Below are 20,971 nucleotides of genomic sequence, written 5' to 3'. Positions count from 1 at the left end.
CGTTCGACGAGGAACGAAGAACGGGGTCGTGATGCGCAGCACGAGCAGCACAAACCGGAAGACCAGGGCGGCGAGGACCGCGGCGGTCACCCTCACCGCCGCCCTGGCCCTCTCCCTCACCGCTTGCGGCGGAGACGACGACAAGAGCAGCGACAGCGGTGCGACCGGCGGCAAGGAGACCGGCACCACGGTCACCCTCCCCAAGCTGAACGGCGCGAGCCTGGAGGTCGCGGCCGTCTGGAGCGGCGCGGAGCAGGCCAACTTCAAGAAGGTCCTCGCGGAGTTCGAGAAGCGCACCGGCGCCAAGGTCTCGTTCGTGCCCGCCCAGGACCCGATCATCAACTTCCTGGGCTCGAAGGTCGCGGGCGGCCAGCCCCCGGACATCGCGATGCTGCCGCAGCCCGGCGCCATCAAGCAGGCCGTGGACAAGAAGTGGGCCAAGCCGCTGGGCGCGGAGGCGAAGGCGGAGCTGGCGAAGAACTACTCGCAGGGCTGGCAGGACATCGGCAAGGTGAACGGCGAGCAGTACGGCGTCTACTACAAGGCCGCCAACAAGTCGCTGATCTGGTACAACGCGAAGGTCTTCGAGAACGCGGGGGCGAGCGAGCCCAAGACCTGGGCCGAACTGCTGACCACCGCGCAGACGGTGTACGACTCGGGCGTCACCCCGTTCTCCGTCGGCGGCGCCGAGGGCTGGACGCTGACGGACTGGTTCGAGAACGTCTACCTCTCCCAGGCGGGCCCGGAGAAGTACGACCAGCTCGCCAAGCACGAGATCAAGTGGACGGACCCGTCCGTGAAGGACGCGCTGACCGCGCTGGCCCAGGTGTGGGGCAAGAAGGACTACGTCGCGGGCGGCGCGAAGGGAGCGCTCCAGACGGACTTCCCGGCCTCGGTCACCCAGACCTTCACCGGTGGCGACCAGCCCAAGGCGGCGATGGTCTACGAGGGCGACTTCGCGCAGGTCAACATCGGTACGGCGGGCGCGAAGGTGGGCACCGACGCGAAGGTATTCCCGTTCCCGAAGGTCGGCGACACCGCCCCTGTGGTCTCCGGCGGCGACGCGGCGGTGATCCTGAAGGACTCCAAGGCCGCGCAGGCGCTGGCGACCTTCCTGGCCTCCCCGGACGCGGCCACCATCCAGGCCAAGCTGGGCGGTTACCTCTCGCCGAACAAGAACGTGGACAACTCCGCGTATCCGAACCCGGTGCAGCAGAAGATCGCCAAGGCGCTGATCGACTCGGGCGACGACTTCCGCTTCGACATGTCCGACCAGGCCCCGCAGGCGTTCGGCGGCACGCCCGGCAAGGGCGAGTGGAAGGACCTGCAGGACTTCCTGACGAACCCGACGAACATCGCGGGGACCCAGGCGAAGCTGGAGGCCGACGCGGCGGCCGCCTTCGGGAACTGACGGCATGACCACAGCCACGACGGCGGGGGCCGCACCGGCCCCCGCCCCCAAGTCCCGCAAGAGCGTGACCGGCACCCGCAAGACCGTGGCGGCGCTGTTCCTGCTGCCCGCTCTCGTGCTGCTGGGCGCGCTCGTGGTCTACCCGATCGGGTACTCGGTCGTGCGCAGCTTCTACGACCAGTCCGGTGACGGTTTCGCCGGGTTCGACAACTACAAGACGCTCTTCACCGACGACGGCATCCGCACCGCTCTGAAGAACAACATCATCTGGGTGGTGTTCGCGCCGACGATCGCCACCGCGCTCGGTCTGATCTTCGCGGTGCTGACCGAACGGGTGCGCTGGGGAACGGCGTTCAAGCTGGTCGTCTTCATGCCGATGGCGATCTCGATGCTGGCGGCGGGCATCATCTTCCGGCTCGTCTACGACCAGGACCCGGACAAGGGCGTCGCCAACGCGGTGTGGGTGGGCGTCCACGACACCTTCGCCGAGTCCTCGGCGTTCCCGAAGGCGCACCCGGGCCGCGACTCGCCGCTGGTCGCCGACAAGGGCGGCTTCATCACCAAGGACACGGTCCGCACCGGCGCCACGGTCACCCTGCCGCTGGTGGGCGTGGCCCCCGACCAGATGCCCGGCGACGCGCGGAAGGCCGTGGCGCCCCAGGCCGACCCGGGCCGGATCACCGGCACGACCTGGCAGGACTTCACCCGCGGCAAGGGTGTGGGCAAGCTCGGCGTGCCCGACCCGACCGAGCTGGGCTACCCCGGGATGAAGATCGAGGCGGTCAAGGACGGCAAGGTCGTCGAGACGGTGAAGGCCGGCGACGACGGCACCTTCTCCTTCTCCGAGAAAGCGGACGGCGCTCAACTCCGGCTCCCGGCGAGCAACTTCAAGGAGCCCTACAACGGACTGGACTGGCTCGGCCCGTCGCTGGTGACGCCGTCGATCATCGGGGCGTACATCTGGATGTGGGCCGGGTTCGCGATGGTGCTGATCGCGGCGGGGCTCGCGGGCATCCCACGGGATCTGCTGGAGGCGGCCCGGGTGGACGGCGCGAACGAGTGGCAGGTGTTCCGCAAGGTCACGGTCCCGCTCCTCGCGCCCGTCCTCGCGGTCGTCGCCGTCACGCTGATGATCAACGTCCTGAAGATCTTCGACCTGGTCTTCATCATCGCCCCGGGCTCCTCCCAGGACGACGCGAACGTCCTCGCCCTGGAGCTGTACCGCAAGGGCTTCGCCGAGGACCAGCCGGGCGTGGCGAGCGCGATCTCGGTGTTCCTGCTGCTGCTGGTGATCCCGGTGATGTGGTTCAACATTCGACGGCTCAGGCGGGAGGTGCGGCGATGACCACGGTCGACTCCGTGAAGGCCAGGCAGTCCCTCGGCTCCCGCGTGGTGGAGAAGGTCAGCGGCGGTGCGGTCAGCGTGTTCCTGATCGTCGTCGGGCTGTTCTGGCTGATGCCGACGATCGGGCTGCTGATCTCCTCCCTGCGCTCCCCGCAGGACATGACGGCCAGCGGCTGGTGGGAGGTGTTCACCAAGCCGTCCCAACTCACCATCGACAGCTACGACAAGCTCCTGCAGAACGGCGACATCACCGACTCCATCCTCAACACCGTGCTGATCACGGTCCCGGCGACGCTCCTCGTGATCGTCATCGGCGCGCTCGCGGGCTACGCGTTCGCGTGGATGGAGTTCCCGGGCCGCGACTGGTGGTTCATGGGCGTGGTCGGCCTGCTGGTCGTCCCCGTGCAGGTCGCGCTGATCCCGATCGCCGAACTCTTCGGAAAGATCGGCCTGTTCGGCTCGATCTTCGGAGTGGTGCTCTTCCACACCGGCTTCGGGCTGCCCTTCGCGGTGTTCCTGCTGCGGAACTTCTTCGCGGAGATCCCCCGCGAACTCCTGGAGGCGGCACGGCTGGACGGCGCGGGTGAACTGCGCCTGTTCACACGGGTCGTGATGCCGCTCGGCGGGCCCGCGATCGCGAGCCTGGGCATCTTCCAGTTCCTGTGGGTGTGGAACGACATGCTGATCGCGCTGGTGTTCACGAACGTCGGCAGCCAGCCCATCACGGTCGCCCTGCAGACCCAGATGCGCGCCTTCGCCGACAACGTCGACGTGCTCGCGCCCGGCGCGTTCATCTCGATGGTGATCCCGCTGATCGTGTTCTTCGCGTTCCAGCGGCAGTTCGTGTCCGGCGTGATGGCGGGCGCGGTCAAGTAGCCCGTACGACAGCCCGATTGACCCGTACGACAGCCGTATTGGAGGGACAGTCCCCCATATGCCGCACGCGGCGTAACCAACCTCCATGGGCCGGCGTTCCAGGGCCGACCGCCCGCGCCGACCCATGGATGTGCCGTGCCCAGGTTCAGTGTCATCGTCCCCGCCCACAAGGTGCAGGCGTACCTGCCCGCGTGCCTGGATTCGGTGCTGTCGCAGTCGTACGAGGATCTGGAGCTGATCGCGGTCGACGACTGCTCGCCGGACGCGTGCGGGCAGCTCGCCGACGAGTACGCGGCCCGCGAGCCGCGGATGCGGGTGGTGCGCCTGGACCACCACCAGGGGCCGGGGCCCGCCCGCAACGCGGGGATCGCGCAGGCGACCGGTGACTACCTGGTCTTCCTCGACGGCGGCGACACCCTCACCCCGCACGCGCTGCGGTCGATCGCCGACCGGCTGAAGGAGACGGGCGAGCCGGACGTCCTGGTCCACGACCACGCGCTCACCGACCGGACGGGCCGGACCGTCGGCAGCGGGCTCTGCGGTCACCTCGGCGAGCAGGGCCCGGCGCCCTTCCGTCTGGAGGACCGGCCGGGCCTGCTGCGGGTGGCCACGGCGGCCGGGAACAAGGTGTACCGCCGGGAGTTCGTCGAGCGCGAGGGCTTCGCCTTCCCGCCGGGCAGCCACGAGGACACGCCCTGGAGCCACCCGGTCCTGATGACCGCCGAGTCGATCGCCACCCTGGACCGGGTGTGCGTGCTCCACAGGCGGCACCGCCGCGGGACGGTCCACGTCGGCCACTTCGACGTCTTCGACCAGTACGACCGGCTCTTCGCGTACGTCGACGCACGCCCCGAACTCGCCCGCTGGCGGCCGGTGTTGTTCCGCCGCATGGTCGACCACCTCGCGGCGCTGTTCACCGACCGGGACGGCCTCCCGCGCGAGAGCCGCGCCGAGTTCCTCCGCAGGGCGCGTGCCCATCACCGCGCCCACCGCACCCCGGGCCACCCGGTCCCGGTCGGCTCCCGGGTGCACGACACCCTGATCCGCCTGGGCCTGGACCGCACGTACCGCGCGCTGGAGTGGTCCAGGCGACTGGGCCGGCGCACCGGCGCCCTCGCCGTACGCCTGTCAAAGGCCGTGCGCACGGCCGCACTTCGACTGCACTACCGGATCCAGCTGCGGCTGCCGCTGCGGGAGGACCGTGCCGTCTTCGCCGCGTACGGGGGCCGCGGGTACGGCTGCAACCCCGGTGCGCTGGAGAAGGCGTTCCGCACGTACGCCCCGCAGCTGCGCACCGCCTGGATCGCCGACCCCCGCCACCACCACACGATCCCGACCGCGGCCCGCCGTCTCACGCCCGGCACGGCCGCGTACTGGACAGCGCTCGCCCGCTCCAAGTACCTGGTGAACAACACCGAGTTCGACGGCCGCCTGGTCAAGCGCCCCAGTCAGGTCCTCGTACAGACCCAACACGGCACGCCCCTCAAGCACATGGGCCTGGACCTCCGCGAACGCCCGGCGGTGGCACGGAACTTGGACGTCGACGCGCTCCTGAAGGACGTCGACCGGTGGGACTTCCTGCTGTCCCCCAACCGCCACACCACCCTGACCTGGGAGCGCGTATACCCCGGCGGCTACACCACGCTGCCGTACGGCCAGCCCCGCAACGACGTGTTCCAGAGGGCGACTTCGGAGGACGTACGGCGGATCCGCGAGTCGCTCGGCATCCCGGAGGGCACGGTCGCGATCCTCTACGCGCCGACGTACCGCGACCACCGCCGCACCCAGCGCCCGCTGTTGGACCTGGACCGGCTGCTGCGCCGCCTCGGCCCCCGCTTCGTCGTGCTGGCCCGCGCCCACCACCGGCACGGCGGCCCGCTCGCGCCCTCCGTGCCGGGCCGGGTCATCGACGTCACCGACCATCCGAGCGTCGAGTCGCTGTGCCTGGCCTCGGACGCGCTGGTCACCGACTACTCGTCGCTGATGTTCGACTACGCCAACCTGGACCGGCCGATGGTGATCCACGCCCCCGACGACGGCCACGCGGCGTACGAGGCGGCTCGCGGCACCTACTTCGACCTGCGCTCCTTCCCGCCGGGCGCGGTCGCGCGCAGCGAGGACGAGCTGACCGACATCTTCGCCACCGGCCACTGGCGCGGCTCCCGCTCCACCCAGCTGCGCTCGGCGTTCCGGACCCGATTCTGCCCGTACGACGACGGGCGCGCCGCCGAGCGGGTCGTACGCCATGTCGTGCTGGGCGAGACGGAGTTGCCGCCGGTCGTGCCGCTCGCGGAGCGGCATCCGGTGCCGTCCGCGGCGGCCGCGTCCGAGCGCACCCCGCTGGCCACCGTGCCGCACCCGGCGAGCCCGCGGGCCGTCACCGAGAGCCTCTGAACACCTGTCCCGGCAAGGGGAGTTGCGTATGCCCTCCAGCCCGTCGCGGCCGACCCCGAGCCGCCCGTCCACCTGGCGTCCGGCGGGGCGGCCGGGGCGCTGAGCCCATCACAGCGACTCACTCGACCTGCTCGTCCTACTCGACGACGAGGTTGACCTCGATGTTGCCGCGGGTCGCGTTGGAGTAGGGGCAGACCTGGTGGGCGGTCTCGACGAGCTTGCGGCCGGTCGCCTCGTCCACGGTGTCGGGCAGCTCGACGCGGAGGGTGACCTTGAGGCCGAAGCCCTCGCCCTGCTTGCCTATGCCGACCTCGGCGGTGACGGCGGCGTCGCTGACGTCCACCTTGGCCTGGCGGCCGACGAGACCGAGCGCGCTGCCGAAGCAGGCCGCGTAACCGGCGGCGAACAGCTGCTCGGGGTTGGTGCCCTGGCCGTTGCCGCCCAGCTCCGCCGGCGGGGCGAGCGCGACGTCGATCTTGCCGTCGTTCGTGTACGCACGGCCGTCACGGCCGTGGGTGGCGGTGGCGACGGCGGTGTAGATCGCGTCCATGGAAGACCATCCCTCTCGAAGTCGGTTCCGGCGGCCTTCCCGCGGCCGCCTCACGACGACAAGTAGAGCACACAATTCAATTGTGCACAACTAAATGGCTCGCACGAGCTACCCTGGAGCCATGACCACCTCGCCCACCACCGACTGGCTCCGCCTCGACCAGCAGATCTGCTTCTCCCTGCACGCCGCGTCCCGCGCCTTCAACGGCGTCTACCGCGTGATCCTCAAGGACCTGGGGCTGACCTACCCCCAGTACCTCGTGATGCTCGTGCTGTGGGAGCACGGCGACCTGCCGGTCAAGAAGCTGGGCGAACACCTGCGGCTGGACTCCGGCACCCTGTCGCCGCTGCTCAAACGCCTGGAGGCGGCGGGTCTGGTACGGCGTGAGCGCAGCGCCCGCGACGAGCGCTCGGTGGAGGTGCGGCTGACCGACTCCGGGACGGCCCTGCGCGAGCAGGCGCTCCAGGTGCCGCGCCGGATCGCCGCCGCGACCGGCTTCGACGTGACCGAGATCCGCGAGCTGCGCACCCGCCTCGACGAGCTGACCGCGCGGATGGACGCCGTGGCGCAGACGGAGGCGCGGGCGGCCGAGGGAGCCTGACCCTTACCGAAATCTAGGCACGCTTTGGCACCGGTGCGGCATATGCCCGCTTACGATCCGCCGGTGTGAGACATCCCCGCGCCGCGCCGGCCCTCGCCTGGCTCACCACCCGCGCCCTGATGCTGTGGCTCCTCGCCCACGACCGACTGCGCGTGCTGGGCCACGGCGACGTCACGCGCGAGGTCTCGGGGCTGTACGGCCACTGGTACGGCGTCCTCACCCACGGCGCCTTCCCGGTGCACGACCCGCTCTGGCAGTACCCGCCGGGCGCGGGCCCCGTCCTGCTCTCCCCCGCGCTGCTGCCGGGTCTGAGCTACCTCCAGGGGTTCGTGGCGCTGACCCTGGCCGCGGACGCGGTGATCGCGCTGGCGCTGACCCGCGCGGGCACGCGTGAAGGCCGTACCCTCCTCGGCGCGGCCTTCTGGATCTGCGGCCTCCCCCTCCTCCTGCACGTCCCGCTCGCCCGTTACGACGTCCAGGTCACCGCCCTCGCGGTGCTCTCCCTGCTGCTGTCGACGCGCTCCACGCGCGCGTGCGGCGCGTTCGCGGCGCTGGGGGCGCTGGTGAAGGTGTGGCCGGTCCTGGTGCTCACGGGCCTGCCGAAAGGGCGGGCGGCCCGATCGGCGTGGACGGGGGCCGCGGTCACCGGGACCACCGTCCTGGCCCTCCTGGTGACCCTCTTCGACCACCCCTTCGCCTTCCTGCGCGGCCAGGGCGCCCGGGGCGTGCAGATCGAGTCCTTCGGCGGCACACTGCTCGCGCTGGCCCGGCACGCGGGCTGGCCGGGGAAGGTGCGGTACCGGTACGGGGCGCTGGAGTACACCGGTCCGTATGTCTCGACGGTCGCCCACGTCTCCCTCGCGCTGACGGCCGTAGCCCTGGGTCTCGTGCTGCTGTGGCGGGCGCGGGCCAGGCGCTGGGGCGAGGCCACGCCGTACGACGCGGCGCTCGCCGCCGTCCTGCTGTTCACCGTCACCAGCCGGGTGATCAGCCCCCAGTACCTGATCTGGCTGCTGGGCCTGGCCGCCGTCTGTCTGACCTCCCGGCACACCACCCAGCGCCCGGTCGCCGCGCTGCTGCTGGCCGCGACGGCGGTGACCGCCGTCGTCTACCCGGTCCTGTACGACGAGGTCACGGCGGCGACCTGGACGGGCTGCGCGCTGATGGTCGTCCGCAACGGTCTGCTGGCGGCGGCCGCCGTGCTGTCCTGCACGCGCGTGTGGCGCTCGACGGTGACACCGCCACTACCACGCGCCTCCCGGGGCGCACAGGCGCTCACGCCGGCCGCGCCCGCCGGGGCCCACGGCCTGCTTCACTGATACGCGCACAGGGGCAACCGACGAGGGGACGGCCGTACATGACCTGGCTGATCACCGGCGGCGCCGGCTACATCGGGGCGCATGTCGTGAGGGCGATGACCGGGGCGGGCGAGCAGACCGTGGTCTACGACGACCTGTCGACCGGCATCGCCGAGCGGGTGCCGGCCGACGTACCGCTGGTGGTGGGTTCCACGCTGGACGCCGACAAGGTGGCGCACACCCTCGCCGACCACGAGGTCACCGGGGTCGTCCATCTCGCGGCGAAGAAGCAGGTCGGCGAGTCGGTGGACCGGCCGCTGCACTACTACCGGGAGAACGTGGAGGGCCTGCGCGTCCTCCTGGAGGCCGTCTCGACGGCCGGGGTGTCCTCCTTCGTCTTCTCGTCCTCCGCGGCCGTGTACGGCATGCCGGACGTCCCGCTGGTCACGGAGGAGACCCCGTGCCTGCCGATGTCGCCGTACGGCGAGACGAAGCTGGCCGGGGAGTGGCTGGTCCGCGCGACGGGCCGGGCGACGGGCCTGTCCACGGCGTCCCTGCGCTACTTCAACGTGGCGGGCGCGGCCGCCCCCGAACTCGCCGACACCGGCGTCTTCAACATCGTCCCGATGGTCTTCGAGAAGCTCACCGAGAACGCGCCCCCGCGCATCTTCGGCGACGACTACGACACCCCGGACGGCACCTGCGTCCGGGACTACATCCACGTGTCCGACCTGGCGGAGGCCCATGTGGCGGCGGCCCGCACCCTCCAGTCCGCCCCCGGCCGCGACCTCACCCTCAACATCGGCCGCGGCGAGGGCGTCTCGGTCCGCGAGATGATCGACCACATCAACGCCCTGACAGGCCACGACCGCCCCCCGACAGTCCACCCCCGCCGCCCCGGCGACCCCACCCGAGTCGTCGCCTCCGCGGACCGCGCCACCACAGAACTCGGCTGGAAGGCGAAGCACGACGTCCAGGACATGATCACGTCGGCCTGGGAGGGATGGGTACGGCTGCATCCGGGGGCGGCGCGGGGGTAGGGGTGAGCGCGCTGACCGTGCCCGGCGTCCAACCCGTTGGCGCGTCCCATTGGCCCCGCTCTAACCTGCCTGGATGACCTCCCCGGAAGACCGCGCCCTGGGCACCGTCATCGGCTCCGCCGTCGGTGACGCCCTGGGCGCACCTTTCGAGTTCGGCCCCGAGGGTGCCTTCTCGGCCCGGTTCCCCGCGCCGGGCGCCGGTGGCGAGATGTGCGGAGGCGGTGGCTGGGACCCGGGTGAGGCGACCGACGACACTCAGATGGCGGTGCTCGTCGGCGAGTCCCTGCTGGAGTGCGACGGCCTCGAACTCCCCGACGTCTTCCGCCGGTTCCGGCGCTGGGCGGCCGCGGATCCCAAGGACATCGGCCTCCAGACGGAGGCGGTACTGGGCAGCGGCGACCCCTGGGACCTCGCCGCCGCCCTGCACTTCCAGGTGAGCCGACGTGCCGCGGGCAACGGGGCGTTGATGCGGGCGGCCACCTCCGCCGTGTACTTCGCGGGGCTCGGCCGGGACGTCACCATGGACGCGGGCCGCCGCCTCGCCGCCCTCACCCACGGCGACCGCGCGGCCTGGGAGGGCACGGCCGCCTTCCACGAGCTGGTCCGGGTCGCCCTGACCGGAGACGACCCGCCGGCCGCCGTACCGGACACCCTGGAGGCCCTGCACCCCGACCACCGGTCGCGCTACGCCACCGTCCTGGCCCCCGGCTGGCACCCCGACCTCGCCACCGAGTTCAACGGCGCCGTATGGCCCTGCCTCGGCTCCGCCCTGTGGGCCCTGCGCACCACCTCCTCCTACGAGGACGCCGCGCGCGCCGCGATCGACCTGGGCGGTGACACCGACACCGTGGCGGCGGTGACCGGAGGTCTCGCGGGCGCGGTGTACGGGGCTTCCGCGATCCCCGGCCGCTGGACGGCACCCCTGCACGTGCCGCTGCCGGGATGCGGCGACCGGGTCCTGCGCTACGACGACCTGGCGGAACTCGCCCAGCGGCTCACCGGAGCCCCGTAACCGCCCCTCACGCGCGCGCGTGGACACCCACGCCGCCGGAGACCGTCAGGTTGTCGCCGGTGATGCAGGCGGCCGCGTCCGAGGCGAGGAAGGCGACCGCCTCGGCGATGTCGGTGGGGTGCCGGCTTCGGTGCGCCGAGGCTGGGCTCTGGCCGCCGTACTGGGCTGTATCGCGCGATACAGTCCGGCGAAGGGGGCGCCGATGACCGCCGCGTTCGACTGGCGACGCCTGCGGGATGCCCCCCTGTTCGCCGCGCTCCCGGACACCGTCCTGCGCGGCCTGTGGGACGCCTCCGTCCCGCGTCGCTACGGCACCGGCGAGACCCTGTACCGGCAGGGCGCCCCCGCCGACCGCCTCGACGGCAGCACGGCCGCCTCCGCCACGACCGCCGGCGGCCGGGTCGTACGGTTCGGCACCTGGGCCGCCCGGTGCGCGCTCGACAAGGTGGCGCTGCTGGACGGCGCCGGTCACACGGCGACGTTCACCGCGCTCACCCCGTGCGCCGTACGGGCCGTGCCGCGGGCCCGCTTCACCGCGCTGCTGGACGACTCCGCCGCCGTACGGGCCCACGTCCTGCGGCTGCTGGCGGCCCAGGCCCGCGCCCAGCAGGACCGGCTCGCCGACACCGTCGCCCTGCCCTGCGAGGCCCGGCTGGCGGCCTGGCTGCTGGAGGCGTGCGCGGCACCGACGGCTGGGCTGCTCTCCCCGCCCCCGGGCGGCCAGGGCGCGCTCGCCGACCTCCTCGGCGTCACCCGCGTCACCGTCAACCGGGCCCTGTCCCGGCGAGGGCGGCCGCGGCCGCGTGCTCGCGCCGGAACTCCTCGCCCTGCGCGCCGACCCGGAAGCCCCGGAGCGCGGCCTCTAACGAAGGCTCACAGCGCCTTCAGCGCCTCCGTCGTCGCCCTGGCCAGCCCCGCGATGTACCCCTTGGGCAGCTTCGGGCTGCGCACCACCACCGAGCGCCAGTACAGCGGGCCGGAGATCAGGTCGAGGGCCAGTTCGTCGTCGAAGCCCAGCCGGATCTCGCCGCGCTGCTCCGCCGCCACGATGATCTTGTTGGCGACACCCTCCTGGCCCTTCTGGAGCGCGTCCTGGAAGGCCTCGGCGATCTCGGGGTTGCGCGCCGCCTCCGCCTGGAGGTCCGGGATGATCTGCGAGGCCACCGGGTGCCGCAGCGCCCGGGACGTCACCTCGTACAGCATCCTGAGGTCGTCCTCCAACGAGCCCGTGTCCGGCACCGGCAGGCCCAGCACCGCGATCTCCGAGAGCACGTCGAGCACCAGGTGCAGCTTGGACTTCCACCGGCGGTAGACCGCCGTCTTCCCGACGCCCGCGCGGCGCGCGATCCCCTCGATCGACATCCGCGCGTATCCGACGGCCGCGAGCTCCTCGAAGACGGCCCCCCGGATGGCTTCCGTCACATCCTCACGGAGCACGGCGGCTCCGGCCGGAGCACGGCGGCGCGTACGGGTCTGTGGCGCGTCGGCGTTGGTCGTCATGCGGTCCAGCATAGGGCGTAGCGACGAAACGGTGCCGTCCCGACGCGAACCGTTACGACGATACAGTTCCGTCCCGACGTAATCCGTCACGACGAAACGGTTGCGTTCCGACGTCCGATCGACCTACGCTCACGTTGCGACGATACGGTCCCGTCCCGACGTAAGAAAACGTGAAGAGAAGCGTAAGTGAACGTCCGGCCAACCGACCGGCGGCCGACGGGCCGCACCCGACGCACCCCACCCCCCGAGCGAAAGCAGCGGATGTGAGCCAGGTCCTCCACACACCGCCCCCCACCGCGGCCCCGGCCGACGACGACCTCGCGGCCCTCGCCGCGCGGCACGGTCTGTCGGTCAGCGGCGCGCGCCCCTCCCTGCCCGAGTACGTGCGCCAGCTGTGGGCACGGCGGCACTTCATCACCGCGTTCTCGACCGCCAAACTGACCGCGCAGTACGCCCAGGCGAAGCTGGGACAGGTCTGGCAGGTGATGAACCCGCTGCTCAACGCGGCGGTGTACTTCTTCATCTTCGGTGTGCTGCTCGGCACCAAGAAGGGCGTGCCGGACTACATCCCGTTCCTGGTGACGGGCGTGTTCATCTGGACGTTCACCCAGAGCTCGATCCTCGCGGGCACCCGCGCGATCTCCGGCAACCTCGGCCTGGTGCGGGCGCTGCACTTCCCGCGGGCCGCGCTGCCGCTCTCGTTCTGCCTCCAGCAGCTCCAGCAGCTGCTGTTCTCGATGGCCGCGCTGGTGGTGATCCTGCTCTGCTTCGGCGTGCCGGTCTCGGCGTCCTGGCTGCTGGCGATGCCGGCGCTGATCCTTCAGTTCACGTTCAACGCGGGCGTCTCGATGGTCATGGCGCGGATGGGCGCGAAGACCCCGGACATCGCGCAGCTGATGCCGTTCATCCTGCGCACGTGGATGTACGTCTCCGGTGTGATGTGGAGCATCGACCGGCTGGCCAAGGGCCACCACGACTGGCCGTCCTGGGTGGTGCCGGTCCTCCAGGCCAACCCGGCCGCCGTCTACATCGACCTGATGCGCTACGCCCTGATCGACACCTTCCACTCCAGCCAGCTGCCCCACCACGTGTGGGCGATCGCGGCGGGCTGGGCGCTGGTCGCCGGCGTCGGCGGGTTCATCTACTTCTGGAAGGCTGAGGAGACGTACGGCCGTGGCTGACATCGACAGCAGCAGGATCCCCACCGTCGTCTGCGACAGCGTCGACATCGTCTACCGCGTCAACGGCACCGGCGCCGGGAAGGGCTCCGCCACCGCCGCCCTGAACCGCATGTTGCGCAAGGGACAGGCCGAGAAGGCGGCGGGCGTGCGCAGGGTGCACGCCGTCAAGAAGGTCTCCTTCGTCGCGTACAAGGGCGAGGCCGTCGGCCTGATCGGCACCAACGGCTCCGGCAAGTCGACGCTGCTGAAGGCGGTCGCGGGCCTGCTGCCGGTGGAGAACGGCAGCATCTACACCGACGGCCAGCCCTCCCTCCTCGGCGTCAACGCGGCCCTCATGGGCGATCTGACCGGCGAGAAGAACGTCTACCTCGGCGGCCTCGCCATGGGCATGTCCCGCGAGGAGATCAAGGAGCGCTACGAGTCGATCGTCGACTTCTCCGGCATCAACGAGAAGGGCGACTTCATCACCCTCCCGATGCGCACCTACTCCTCCGGCATGGGCGCCCGGCTGCGCTTCTCCATCGCCGCGGCCAAGGACCACGACGTGCTGCTCATCGACGAGGCGCTCGCCACCGGCGACCGTTCCTTCCAGCGGCGCTCCGAGGAACGCATCCGCGAACTGCGCCAGCACGCGGGCACGGTGTTCCTGGTCAGCCACAACAACAAGTCGATCCGCGACACCTGCGAGCGGGTCCTGTGGCTGGAGCGCGGCGAGCTGCGGATGGACGGCCCGACCGAGGAGGTCATGGCGGCGTACGAGGAGTTCACCGGCGGCGCCGACAAGCCGAAGGCGGCCTGAACTCCCCCACCACGTCAGGAGGGGCGCCCCGAGCCGATCCGGCCCGGGGCGCCCCTCATCGTCGTACCGCTCAGTCGTACCGCTTACGAGTGCTGCCGCAGCAGGGTGCGCATCGTCCGCATCGCCACCGACAGATTGGCGAGGTCGAACGTCTCCGAGCCCTGGATCTCCTCCAGGGTGGTGCGGGCCCGGCCGAGGATCGCGGCGTTCTTCTGCTCCCAGGCCTTGAAGCGCTGCTCGGGGGTGGAGGTGCCGTTGCCCACCGCCAGCACGTCGGCCGTCAGCGCCGAGTGCGCCGCGTACAGGTCCTCGCGGATCGACGCGCGGGCCATGGACTGCCAGCGGTCCGCGCGGGGCAGCTCGATGATGCGGTCCATGAGCTGGGTGATGCGGAGGCGGTCGGCGAGGTCGTAGTACACCTCGGCGACGTCCATCGGATCCCGGCCCATGCGGTCGCCCACCGAGACGATGTCCAGCGTCGGGAAGGCGGAGGAGAACCCGGCCACGCGGGTGGCGAGTTCGTCCGGGACGCCGGCGCCGGTCAGCTCGTCGTAGATCTTCTGGTACCACTCCAGGTCCGCGCCGCGCAGCAGCTTCGGCAGCTGCCCCCACACCAGCTCGACCCGGTCGGCGAAGAACTCGACGGTCTCGGCGAGTTCCAGCGGCTGCGGCCGGTTGTTGAGCAGCCAGCGCGTGCCGCGCTCGACCAGGCGCCGCGAGTGCAGCCGAATCCGGGTCTGTACGGCGGCCTCGACCCGGTTGTCGAGCGCCTCGACCCCGTCCCAGACCACGCCGGAGCGGAAGATCGCGCGGGCCACGGTCTGCGCCCGGACGATCTCCTCCAGCGACGCACCGGTCTCCTCCCGGAGGCGGTGCAGATAGGTCGTACCACCGGTGTTGACCGTGTCGTTGACCAGGACGGTCGTGGTGATCTCGCGGTGCAGCGGGTGGGTGTCGATGTGCTCGGGGAACTGCTCGCGCAGCGCCTTCGGGAAGTACGTGTGCAGCAGACCGTGCAGATAGGGGTCGTCCGGGAGCGAGGTGTGCAGCAGTTCCTCGGCGACCGTGATCTTCGTGTACGCCAGCAGGACGGCCGTCTCCGGGCTGGTCAGGCCCTGCCCGGTGTTGAGCCGCTCGCGGATCTGCCGGTCGGTGGGCAGGAACTCCAGGGCCCGGTCGAGGTGGCCCTCGCGCACCAGGTGGCGCATGAAGCGCTGCTGGGCGTGGAGCATGTCCTTGGACTGGGCGAGCGCGTTGGCGATGGCGGTGTTCTGCGCGTAGTTGTTGCGCAGGACCAGGCGGCCGACCTCGTCGGTCATCTCGGCGAGCAGTTTGTTGCGCTGCTTGACGGTCATGTCGCCTTCGGTGACCAGGCCGTTGAGCAGGATCTTGATGTTCACCTCGTGGTCGGAGGTGTCCACGCCGGCGCTGTTGTCGATGGCGTCGGTGTTGATCTTGCCGCCGTGCAGTGCGAACTCGATCCGGCCCAGCTGGGTCAGGCCCAGGTTGCCGCCCTCGCCGACGACGCGCACGCGCAGGTCGGCGCCGTCGACGCGGATCGGGTCGTTGGCCTTGTCGCCGACGTCCGCGTGGGTCTCCGTCGACGCCTTCACGTACGTGCCGATGCCGCCGTTCCACAGCAGGTCCACCGGCGCCTTGAGGATCGCCTTCATCAGGTCGGCCGGGGTCATCTTGGCGACCTTGTCCTCGATGCCGAGGGCCTCGCGGACGTGGGCGTTGACGGGGATGGACTTGGCGCTGCGGGGGAAGATGCCGCCGCCGGCCGAGATCAGTTCGGCGTTGTAATCGGCCCAACTCGACCTGGGCAGTTCGAAGATGCGGCGGCGCTCGGCGTAGGAGGTGGCCGCGTCGGGCTTCGGGTCGATGAAGATGTGCCGGTGGTCGAAGGCGGCGACCAGGCGGATGTGCTCGCTCAGCAGCATGCCGTTGCCGAACACGTCACCGGACATGTCACCGATGCCGACAACGGTGAAGTCCTCGGTCTGGGTGTCGAGGTCCAGTTCGCGGAAGTGCCGCTTGACGGACTCCCAGGCACCGCGGGCGGTGATGCCCATGCCCTTGTGGTCGTAACCGGCCGAGCCGCCGGAGGCGAAGGCGTCGCCGAGCCAGAAGTTGTACGACTCCGCGACCCCGTTGGCGATGTCGGAGAACGTCGCCGTGCCCTTGTCGGCCGCGACCACCAGGTAGGTGTCGTCCTCGTCGTGCCGTACGACGTCGGCGGGCGGGACGACCTCACCGGCGACCATGTTGTCGGTGATGTCGAGCAGCGCCGAGATGAACGTCTTGTAGCTGCCGATGCCCTCGGCGAGCCAGGCGTCCCGGTCCACGCTCGGGTCGGGCAGCTGCTTGGCGACGAAGCCGCCCTTGGCGCCGACCGGCACGATGACGGTGTTCTTCACCATCTGCGCCTTGACCAGGCCGAGGATCTCGGTGCGGAAGTCCTCACGCCGGTCGGACCAGCGCAGACCACCGCGCGCGACCTTGCCGAAGCGCAGGTGGACGCCCTCGACGCGCGGGGAGTACACCCAGATCTCGAACGCCGGACGCGGGGCCGGGAGGTCCGGGATGGCCTGCGGGTCGAACTTCATGGAGACGTAGTCGTGCGGCTTTCCGCCCGCGGCCTCCTGGAAGAAGTTGGTGCGCAGGGTCGCCTTGATGACCGTCAGGAAGGACCTGAGGATCCGGTCCTCGTCGAGGCTCGCGACCTGGTCGAGCGCCGCGTCGAGCTCCTCCAGGAGGGCGTCGACCAGCTCGTGCCCGGCGCGCTGCCGGTCCGGCGACATCCGCGCCTCGAACAGGGAGACGAGCAGCCGGGTGGTGTGGACGTTGTTGCGGAGGGTGTCCTCCATGTAGTCCTGCGAGAACGTCGAGCCCGCCTGGCGCAGGTACTTGGCGTACGCCCGCAGCACCATCGCCTGGCGCCAGCCGAGCCCGGCGCTGAGCACCAGGGCGTTGAAGCCGTCGTTCTCCGCCTTGCCGGTCCAGGTGGCGGCGAAGGCCTCCTGGAAGCGCTCGCGGCCGTCGTCGCCGAGGTAGTCACCGGTGCCGTTCTGCGACTTGGGCATACGCAGGCCGAAGTCGTAGATCCAGGCGATGCTCCGGTCCGAGCACCGCAGTTCGTACGGCCGCTCGTCCGTCACCTCGACACCGAGGCGGCTCAGCACCGGCAGCACCGCGGACAGGGAGATCGCGTCACCCTTGCGGTAGATCTTGAAGCGGCGCTCCTCGGGGGCGGCGCCGACCGGCTCGTACAGGCTCAGCGCGAAGTCGTTGCCCTCGGCCCCGGTCTCGGCGTCGGTGAGCTTCTCGAGGTGGACGAGGTCGGCGACCGCGGAGCGCGGGGTGTGGTCGGCCTTGTAGCCCTCGGGGAAGGCGTTGCCGTAGCGGCGCGCCAGTTCGGCGGCGCGCTCCTCGCCGAGCTCGGCGGTGAGCGCCTCGGTCCAGCCGTCGGCCCAGGAGCGGGCGGCCTCGACCAGACGGGCCTCGATGCGCTCCTTGTCGCTGTCGCTGAGCTGCGGCAGCTCGGTGCCCTGCGGGACGCGGACCACGAAGTGCAGCCGGGACAGGATCGACTCGGTGTTCCAGGCCGTGAAGTCGACGCTGGTGCCGTGGAGTTCCTCCTTGAGGATGTCGATGATCCTCAGGCGGACGCCGGTGGTGTAGCGGTCGCGCGGGAGGTAGACGAGGGCGGAGTAGTAGCGGCCGTACTCGTCCTGGCGCAGGTAGAGGCGCAGCCGCCGGCGCTCCTGGAGGTACAGCACGGAGGTCGCGATGGACTCCAACTCGTCGGCCGGGGTCTGGAAGAGCTCGTCGCGCGGGTAGGTCTCCAGGATCTGGAGCAGGTCGCGGCCGTCGTGGCTGTTGGGCGAGAAACCGGCCCGCTCCAGCACTTCGTCCACCTTGCGCCGGATGACCGGAACGCGACGCACCGATTCGGTGTACGCGGCGGAGGAGAACAGACCGAGGAAGCGCCGCTCGCCGACGACATTGCCTGCCGCGTCGAACTTCTTCACCCCGATGTAGTCCAGGTACGACGGCCGGTGCACGGTCGCCCGGCTGTTGGCCTTGGTCAGCACCAGCAGCTTGTGCTCGCGGGCCTTGGCGCGCGCGTCGGCGGGCAGCCGCTCGAAGGACGGGCTGACCGGGTGGCCCTCCTCGCCCGCGTGGTGCGGGTCGGAGCGCAGGATGCCGAGGCCGGTGCCGGGGACGGCCGCGAGGGAGTCGTCCTCGCGGAGCTGGTACTCGCGGTAGCCGAGGAAGGTGAAGTGGTCGGCGGCCAGCCAGCGCAGCAGCTCGCGGGCCTCCTCGATCTCCAGGTCGCGCAGGTCGGGGGCGACGGGCTCGGCGGGCAGTTCGTCGGCCATCCGCAGGGCCGCGTCCCGCATCTTCTCCCAGTCCTCGACGGCCTCGCGGACGTCGGACAGGACGCGCAGCAGGTCGTTGGTGATCTGCTTCAGGTCGGAGCGGTCGGTCTCGCGGTCGATCTCGACGTGGATCCACGACTCGGTGTGCGCGTCGTGCGGGAGGTCACCGGTGGGCGGGGTGGTGAGGACCTCGATCAGCTTGCCGGTGAGGTCGCGGCGGACGACGACCTGCGGGTGGATGACGACATGGATGCCGCGGCTCTGGCGCGTCAGGTCGTTGGTGACGGAGTCGACGAGGAAGGGCATGTCGTCGGTGACGACCTCGACGACGGAGTGGGTGCACGTCCAGCCGTTCTCCTCCACCGTGGGCGTGTACACCCGTACGTTGGCCGTGCCCTGCGGGCGGTTCTCGGCCAGCCGGTAGTGGGAGAGAGCGGCGCCGAAGACGTCGACCGGGTCGCGGTCGGTGATGTCCTCCGGGGCGGTGTGCAGGTAGTAGCGCTGGAGGAACGCGAGCACGGTGTCCCGGTCGGGAGTGCTCTCGTCCGTCGACCCGGTCGGTAGGTGCCCCCCGACCGGGCTGTTCTCAGCTACCCGGGCGGCCCTTTCGAGCAGCTCGGCCTTGGCTTCGTCCAGCTTGGTCTGCATTGTCCTCTGGCTCCTGTCGCGCGCCGTTGCGTGACGTAGAAGGAAGTACGGTCTCTTCCCCTGCGGCTGCCCGCCACGGCCCGGGGTCTCCGGTCTGCTCAGACGCTATGCCGCAGGGTGAGATGAGCGGGGGGATATCAGCCATTCTCGACACGCCCGGCAGGTGTGACGCTGCTCTCTGCCGCGCCGGTGACGAGGGTGTACGTGGCGTCATGAGGGCCGCTGCGACCCTGTCCCGCCCGCGAGGACCAGCGGCCGCCGCCCGGCCACGGAGGTAATCCGTGCGCACCGGGCGCAGGGCAGGGGCGACGATGCCCCCGCGAACTATCGCGCTGATCACGCCACCAAGGCTATCGCTCCTTACAGGGCCTCCGTCATGAGCCGTATGTGTACAAAACCGGGTGGTGAACTTTGACAGTCTGCACAGGAGCGGACGGCGCGAATCCGCCGTAATGCGACGGACCGGTCACCTGCGTCCTCCATGCTGCACACCCCCTTGGCAAGACCCTTTTCTGGATGCACGTTGCCGACATGACAGCCAAAATCCTGATCGTCACCGGCGACGCGGCGGAGTCGCTCGAGGTCCTGTACCCCTACCAGCGCCTGCGCGAGGAGGGCTACGAGGTCCACATCGCGGCCCCCGCCCGCAAGAAGCTCCGGTTCGTCGTCCACGACTTCGAACCCGGCTTCGACACCTACACCGAGAAGCCCGGCTACACCTGGCCCGCCGACCTGGCCTTCGCCGAGGTGGATCCCGGCGCGTACGCCGCGATCGTCATCCCCGGCGGCCGGGCCCCCGAGTACCTGCGCAACGACCCCGAGCTGCGCAAGATCCTCAAGTCCTTCTTCGACGCGGACAAGCCGGTCGCCCAGATCTGTCACGGCCCCCTGCTCACCGCGGCGGTCGACGGCCTCCGCGGCCGCCGCGTCACGGCGTATCCCGCGCTGGAGCCCGACATGCAGGCGGCGGGGGCGGCGTTCCAGGACGCAGAGGTCGTGGTCGACGGCACGTTGGTGTCGTCACGGGCCTGGCCGGACCACTCGGTGTGGATGCGGGAGTTCTTGACGGTGCTGCGGGCGAAGGCGCCGGTGACGTAGGCGAAGCAGCCGTCGTGTCCGCCGTAGCTGCGGGCAGTCGTGCCGCAGGGGCGGCTCCCGACCCACAGAAACGGCACCCCGCCCCGCGCGGGCGAGCGAAACCCACCCACGCCCAGCCCCAGCGCCGGGCACCCCACCACCCGGCTACGCCGCTATTCGCTCCGCCTCCGCGACCGCCTCGGCCAGCGTGTCCACCACCGGCACCCCGACCGCCTCAAGACTCTCCCGCCCATGCGACCCCCCGGTGTACAGCACGGCCCGCGCCCCCACCCCCAGCGCCGCCACCGCGTCGTCCGCCGCGTCCCCGATCACCACCGTACGAGCCGGATCCACGCCCACCAGCGCCGCGAGATGCCGCTCCATGTGCTCCGCCTTGCTGCCACCGGACGGCCCGGTCCGCCCGTCCACCCGCAGGAAGTGCGGTTCGATCCCGAACCCCCGGACGAGCGGCACGAGATCCTCATGCCCGTACATGCTGAGAATCGACTGGCTGCGCCCCGCCGACCGCCACCCCGCGAGCAGCTCCACCGCACCGTCGGTGAGCCCGCACCCCACGCGGTGCTCGGTGTAGTACCGGTGGAAGGTCACGTCCATGACCTCCCACTCCGCGTCGGTGGGCAGCCGTCCGAGCAGCCGCTCGTAGAACTTCGGCACCGGCACGCAGTACAGCGCCCGGTACCGCTCCATCGTGATCGGCGCGAGCCCCAGCTCGGCGAACGCGGCGTTCGTCGCGCCGATGATCGCGTCGTTGTCGTGGAACAGCGTGCCGTTCCAGTCCCAGACGATGTGCGCCCCTGTCAGCTTCCCCATGTCAAAAACGTACCCGCCCCCACT

16 protein-coding genes and 1 pseudogene are annotated in these 20,971 nt (G+C 70.8%); 12 read left to right on the top strand and 5 right to left on the bottom strand.

Translation table 11 applies throughout. The features are described from left to right. The first annotated feature begins 31 nt into the window (after window positions 1–31). From ABZ896_RS22455 to ABZ896_RS22440, 4 genes are all read left to right on the top strand, one after another. On the top strand, window positions 32–1,411 hold the full coding sequence (locus ABZ896_RS22455; RefSeq protein ID WP_360931745.1) for an extracellular solute-binding protein: 1,380 nt from the start codon (window positions 32–34) through the stop codon (window positions 1,409–1,411). A gap of 4 nt (window positions 1,412–1,415) precedes the next feature. Beyond that, window positions 1,416–2,756 (top strand): sugar ABC transporter permease, encoded by a 1,341-nt coding sequence (locus ABZ896_RS22450; protein ID WP_360931741.1) that lies wholly within the window; start codon window positions 1,416–1,418, stop codon window positions 2,754–2,756. Further along, window positions 2,753–3,631: a carbohydrate ABC transporter permease gene (locus tag ABZ896_RS22445; RefSeq protein WP_360931738.1), complete on the top strand. Its 879-nt coding sequence runs from the start codon at window positions 2,753–2,755 to the stop codon at window positions 3,629–3,631. Before ABZ896_RS22450 ends, ABZ896_RS22445 begins: the two co-directional genes overlap by 4 nt. A 135-nt stretch (window positions 3,632–3,766) precedes the next feature. Further along, window positions 3,767–6,025: a bifunctional glycosyltransferase family 2 protein/CDP-glycerol:glycerophosphate glycerophosphotransferase gene (locus ABZ896_RS22440; RefSeq protein ID WP_360931735.1), complete on the top strand. Its 2,259-nt coding sequence runs from the start codon at window positions 3,767–3,769 to the stop codon at window positions 6,023–6,025. Window positions 6,026–6,161: 136 nt separating this feature from the next. Here ABZ896_RS22440 and ABZ896_RS22435 read toward each other — a convergent pair whose 3' ends face one another. Continuing rightward, window positions 6,162–6,575, bottom strand: a complete 414-nt coding sequence (locus ABZ896_RS22435) for an organic hydroperoxide resistance protein (RefSeq protein WP_360931732.1) — start codon at window positions 6,573–6,575, stop codon at window positions 6,162–6,164. Window positions 6,576–6,696: 121 nt separating this feature from the next. Here ABZ896_RS22435 and ABZ896_RS22430 point away from each other — a divergent pair, with 121 nt between their 5' ends. From ABZ896_RS22430 to ABZ896_RS22415, 4 genes are all read left to right on the top strand, one after another. Then, the gene (locus ABZ896_RS22430) at window positions 6,697–7,176 is read left to right on the top strand and encodes a MarR family transcriptional regulator (RefSeq protein ID WP_360931729.1); all 480 of its coding nucleotides are present in this window, start codon (window positions 6,697–6,699) and stop codon (window positions 7,174–7,176) included. 119 nt (window positions 7,177–7,295) lie between these two features. Next, complete coding sequence (locus ABZ896_RS22425; RefSeq protein ID WP_360931779.1) at window positions 7,296–8,495, top strand: glycosyltransferase family 87 protein; 1,200 nt, start codon at window positions 7,296–7,298, stop codon at window positions 8,493–8,495. 38 nt (window positions 8,496–8,533) lie between these two features. Next, the gene (gene galE / locus ABZ896_RS22420) at window positions 8,534–9,514 is read left to right on the top strand and encodes a UDP-glucose 4-epimerase GalE (protein ID WP_360931726.1); all 981 of its coding nucleotides are present in this window, start codon (window positions 8,534–8,536) and stop codon (window positions 9,512–9,514) included. Window positions 9,515–9,587: 73 nt separating this feature from the next. Further along, the gene (locus ABZ896_RS22415) at window positions 9,588–10,526 is read left to right on the top strand and encodes an ADP-ribosylglycohydrolase family protein (protein ID WP_360931723.1); all 939 of its coding nucleotides are present in this window, start codon (window positions 9,588–9,590) and stop codon (window positions 10,524–10,526) included. Window positions 10,527–10,533: 7 nt separating this feature from the next. Here the strand turns inward: ABZ896_RS22415 and ABZ896_RS22410 are convergent, their stop codons facing one another. Then, window positions 10,534–10,764: an SDR family oxidoreductase gene (locus ABZ896_RS22410; RefSeq protein WP_360931776.1), complete on the bottom strand. Its 231-nt coding sequence runs from the start codon at window positions 10,762–10,764 to the stop codon at window positions 10,534–10,536. On the opposite strand from ABZ896_RS22410, the pseudogene ABZ896_RS22405 reads away from it, so the two are divergent. Then, window positions 10,729–11,250 (top strand): annotated as a pseudogene (locus ABZ896_RS22405) (Crp/Fnr family transcriptional regulator); the annotation flags it as partial. The gene ABZ896_RS22410 and the pseudogene ABZ896_RS22405 sit on opposite strands and share 36 nt — an antisense overlap. A 149-nt stretch (window positions 11,251–11,399) precedes the next feature. Here the strand turns inward: ABZ896_RS22405 and ABZ896_RS22400 are convergent. Continuing rightward, entirely contained in the window at window positions 11,400–12,038 is a 639-nt protein-coding gene (locus tag ABZ896_RS22400) for a TetR/AcrR family transcriptional regulator (RefSeq protein ID WP_360931720.1), read from the bottom strand. A 251-nt stretch (window positions 12,039–12,289) separates the two neighbouring features. Here ABZ896_RS22400 and ABZ896_RS22395 point away from each other — a divergent pair, with 251 nt between their 5' ends. Both ABZ896_RS22395 and ABZ896_RS22390 read left to right on the top strand, forming a co-directional pair. Further along, a complete protein-coding gene (locus ABZ896_RS22395; RefSeq protein ID WP_360931717.1) occupies window positions 12,290–13,207 on the top strand; it encodes an ABC transporter permease in 918 nt (305 codons plus the stop codon). Then, entirely contained in the window at window positions 13,200–14,006 is an 807-nt protein-coding gene (locus tag ABZ896_RS22390) for an ABC transporter ATP-binding protein (protein WP_360931714.1), read from the top strand. Before ABZ896_RS22395 ends, ABZ896_RS22390 begins: the two co-directional genes overlap by 8 nt. 83 nt (window positions 14,007–14,089) lie before the next feature. On the opposite strand, the gene ABZ896_RS22385 is transcribed toward ABZ896_RS22390, so the two are convergent. Further along, window positions 14,090–19,039, bottom strand: a complete 4,950-nt coding sequence (locus ABZ896_RS22385) for an NAD-glutamate dehydrogenase (RefSeq protein ID WP_360931711.1) — start codon at window positions 19,037–19,039, stop codon at window positions 14,090–14,092. A gap of 531 nt (window positions 19,040–19,570) precedes the next feature. On the opposite strand from ABZ896_RS22385, the gene ABZ896_RS22380 reads away from it, so the two are divergent. Beyond that, complete coding sequence (locus ABZ896_RS22380; RefSeq protein WP_360931708.1) at window positions 19,571–20,137, top strand: DJ-1/PfpI family protein; 567 nt, start codon at window positions 19,571–19,573, stop codon at window positions 20,135–20,137. A 144-nt stretch (window positions 20,138–20,281) separates the two neighbouring features. On the opposite strand, the gene ABZ896_RS22375 is transcribed toward ABZ896_RS22380, so the two are convergent. Next, window positions 20,282–20,947 carry an HAD family hydrolase gene (locus ABZ896_RS22375; protein WP_360931705.1) on the bottom strand — a complete coding sequence of 222 codons (666 nt, stop codon included), beginning with the start codon at window positions 20,945–20,947 and terminating at the stop codon, window positions 20,282–20,284. Window positions 20,948–20,971: the final 24 nt, after the last annotated feature.

Origin of the sequence: Streptomyces sp. NPDC047072 (genome assembly GCF_040643855.1) — a bacterium.
GTDB lineage: Bacteria > Actinomycetota > Actinomycetes > Streptomycetales > Streptomycetaceae > Streptomyces.
This window is presented reverse-complemented; position numbering and strand designations above follow the sequence as displayed.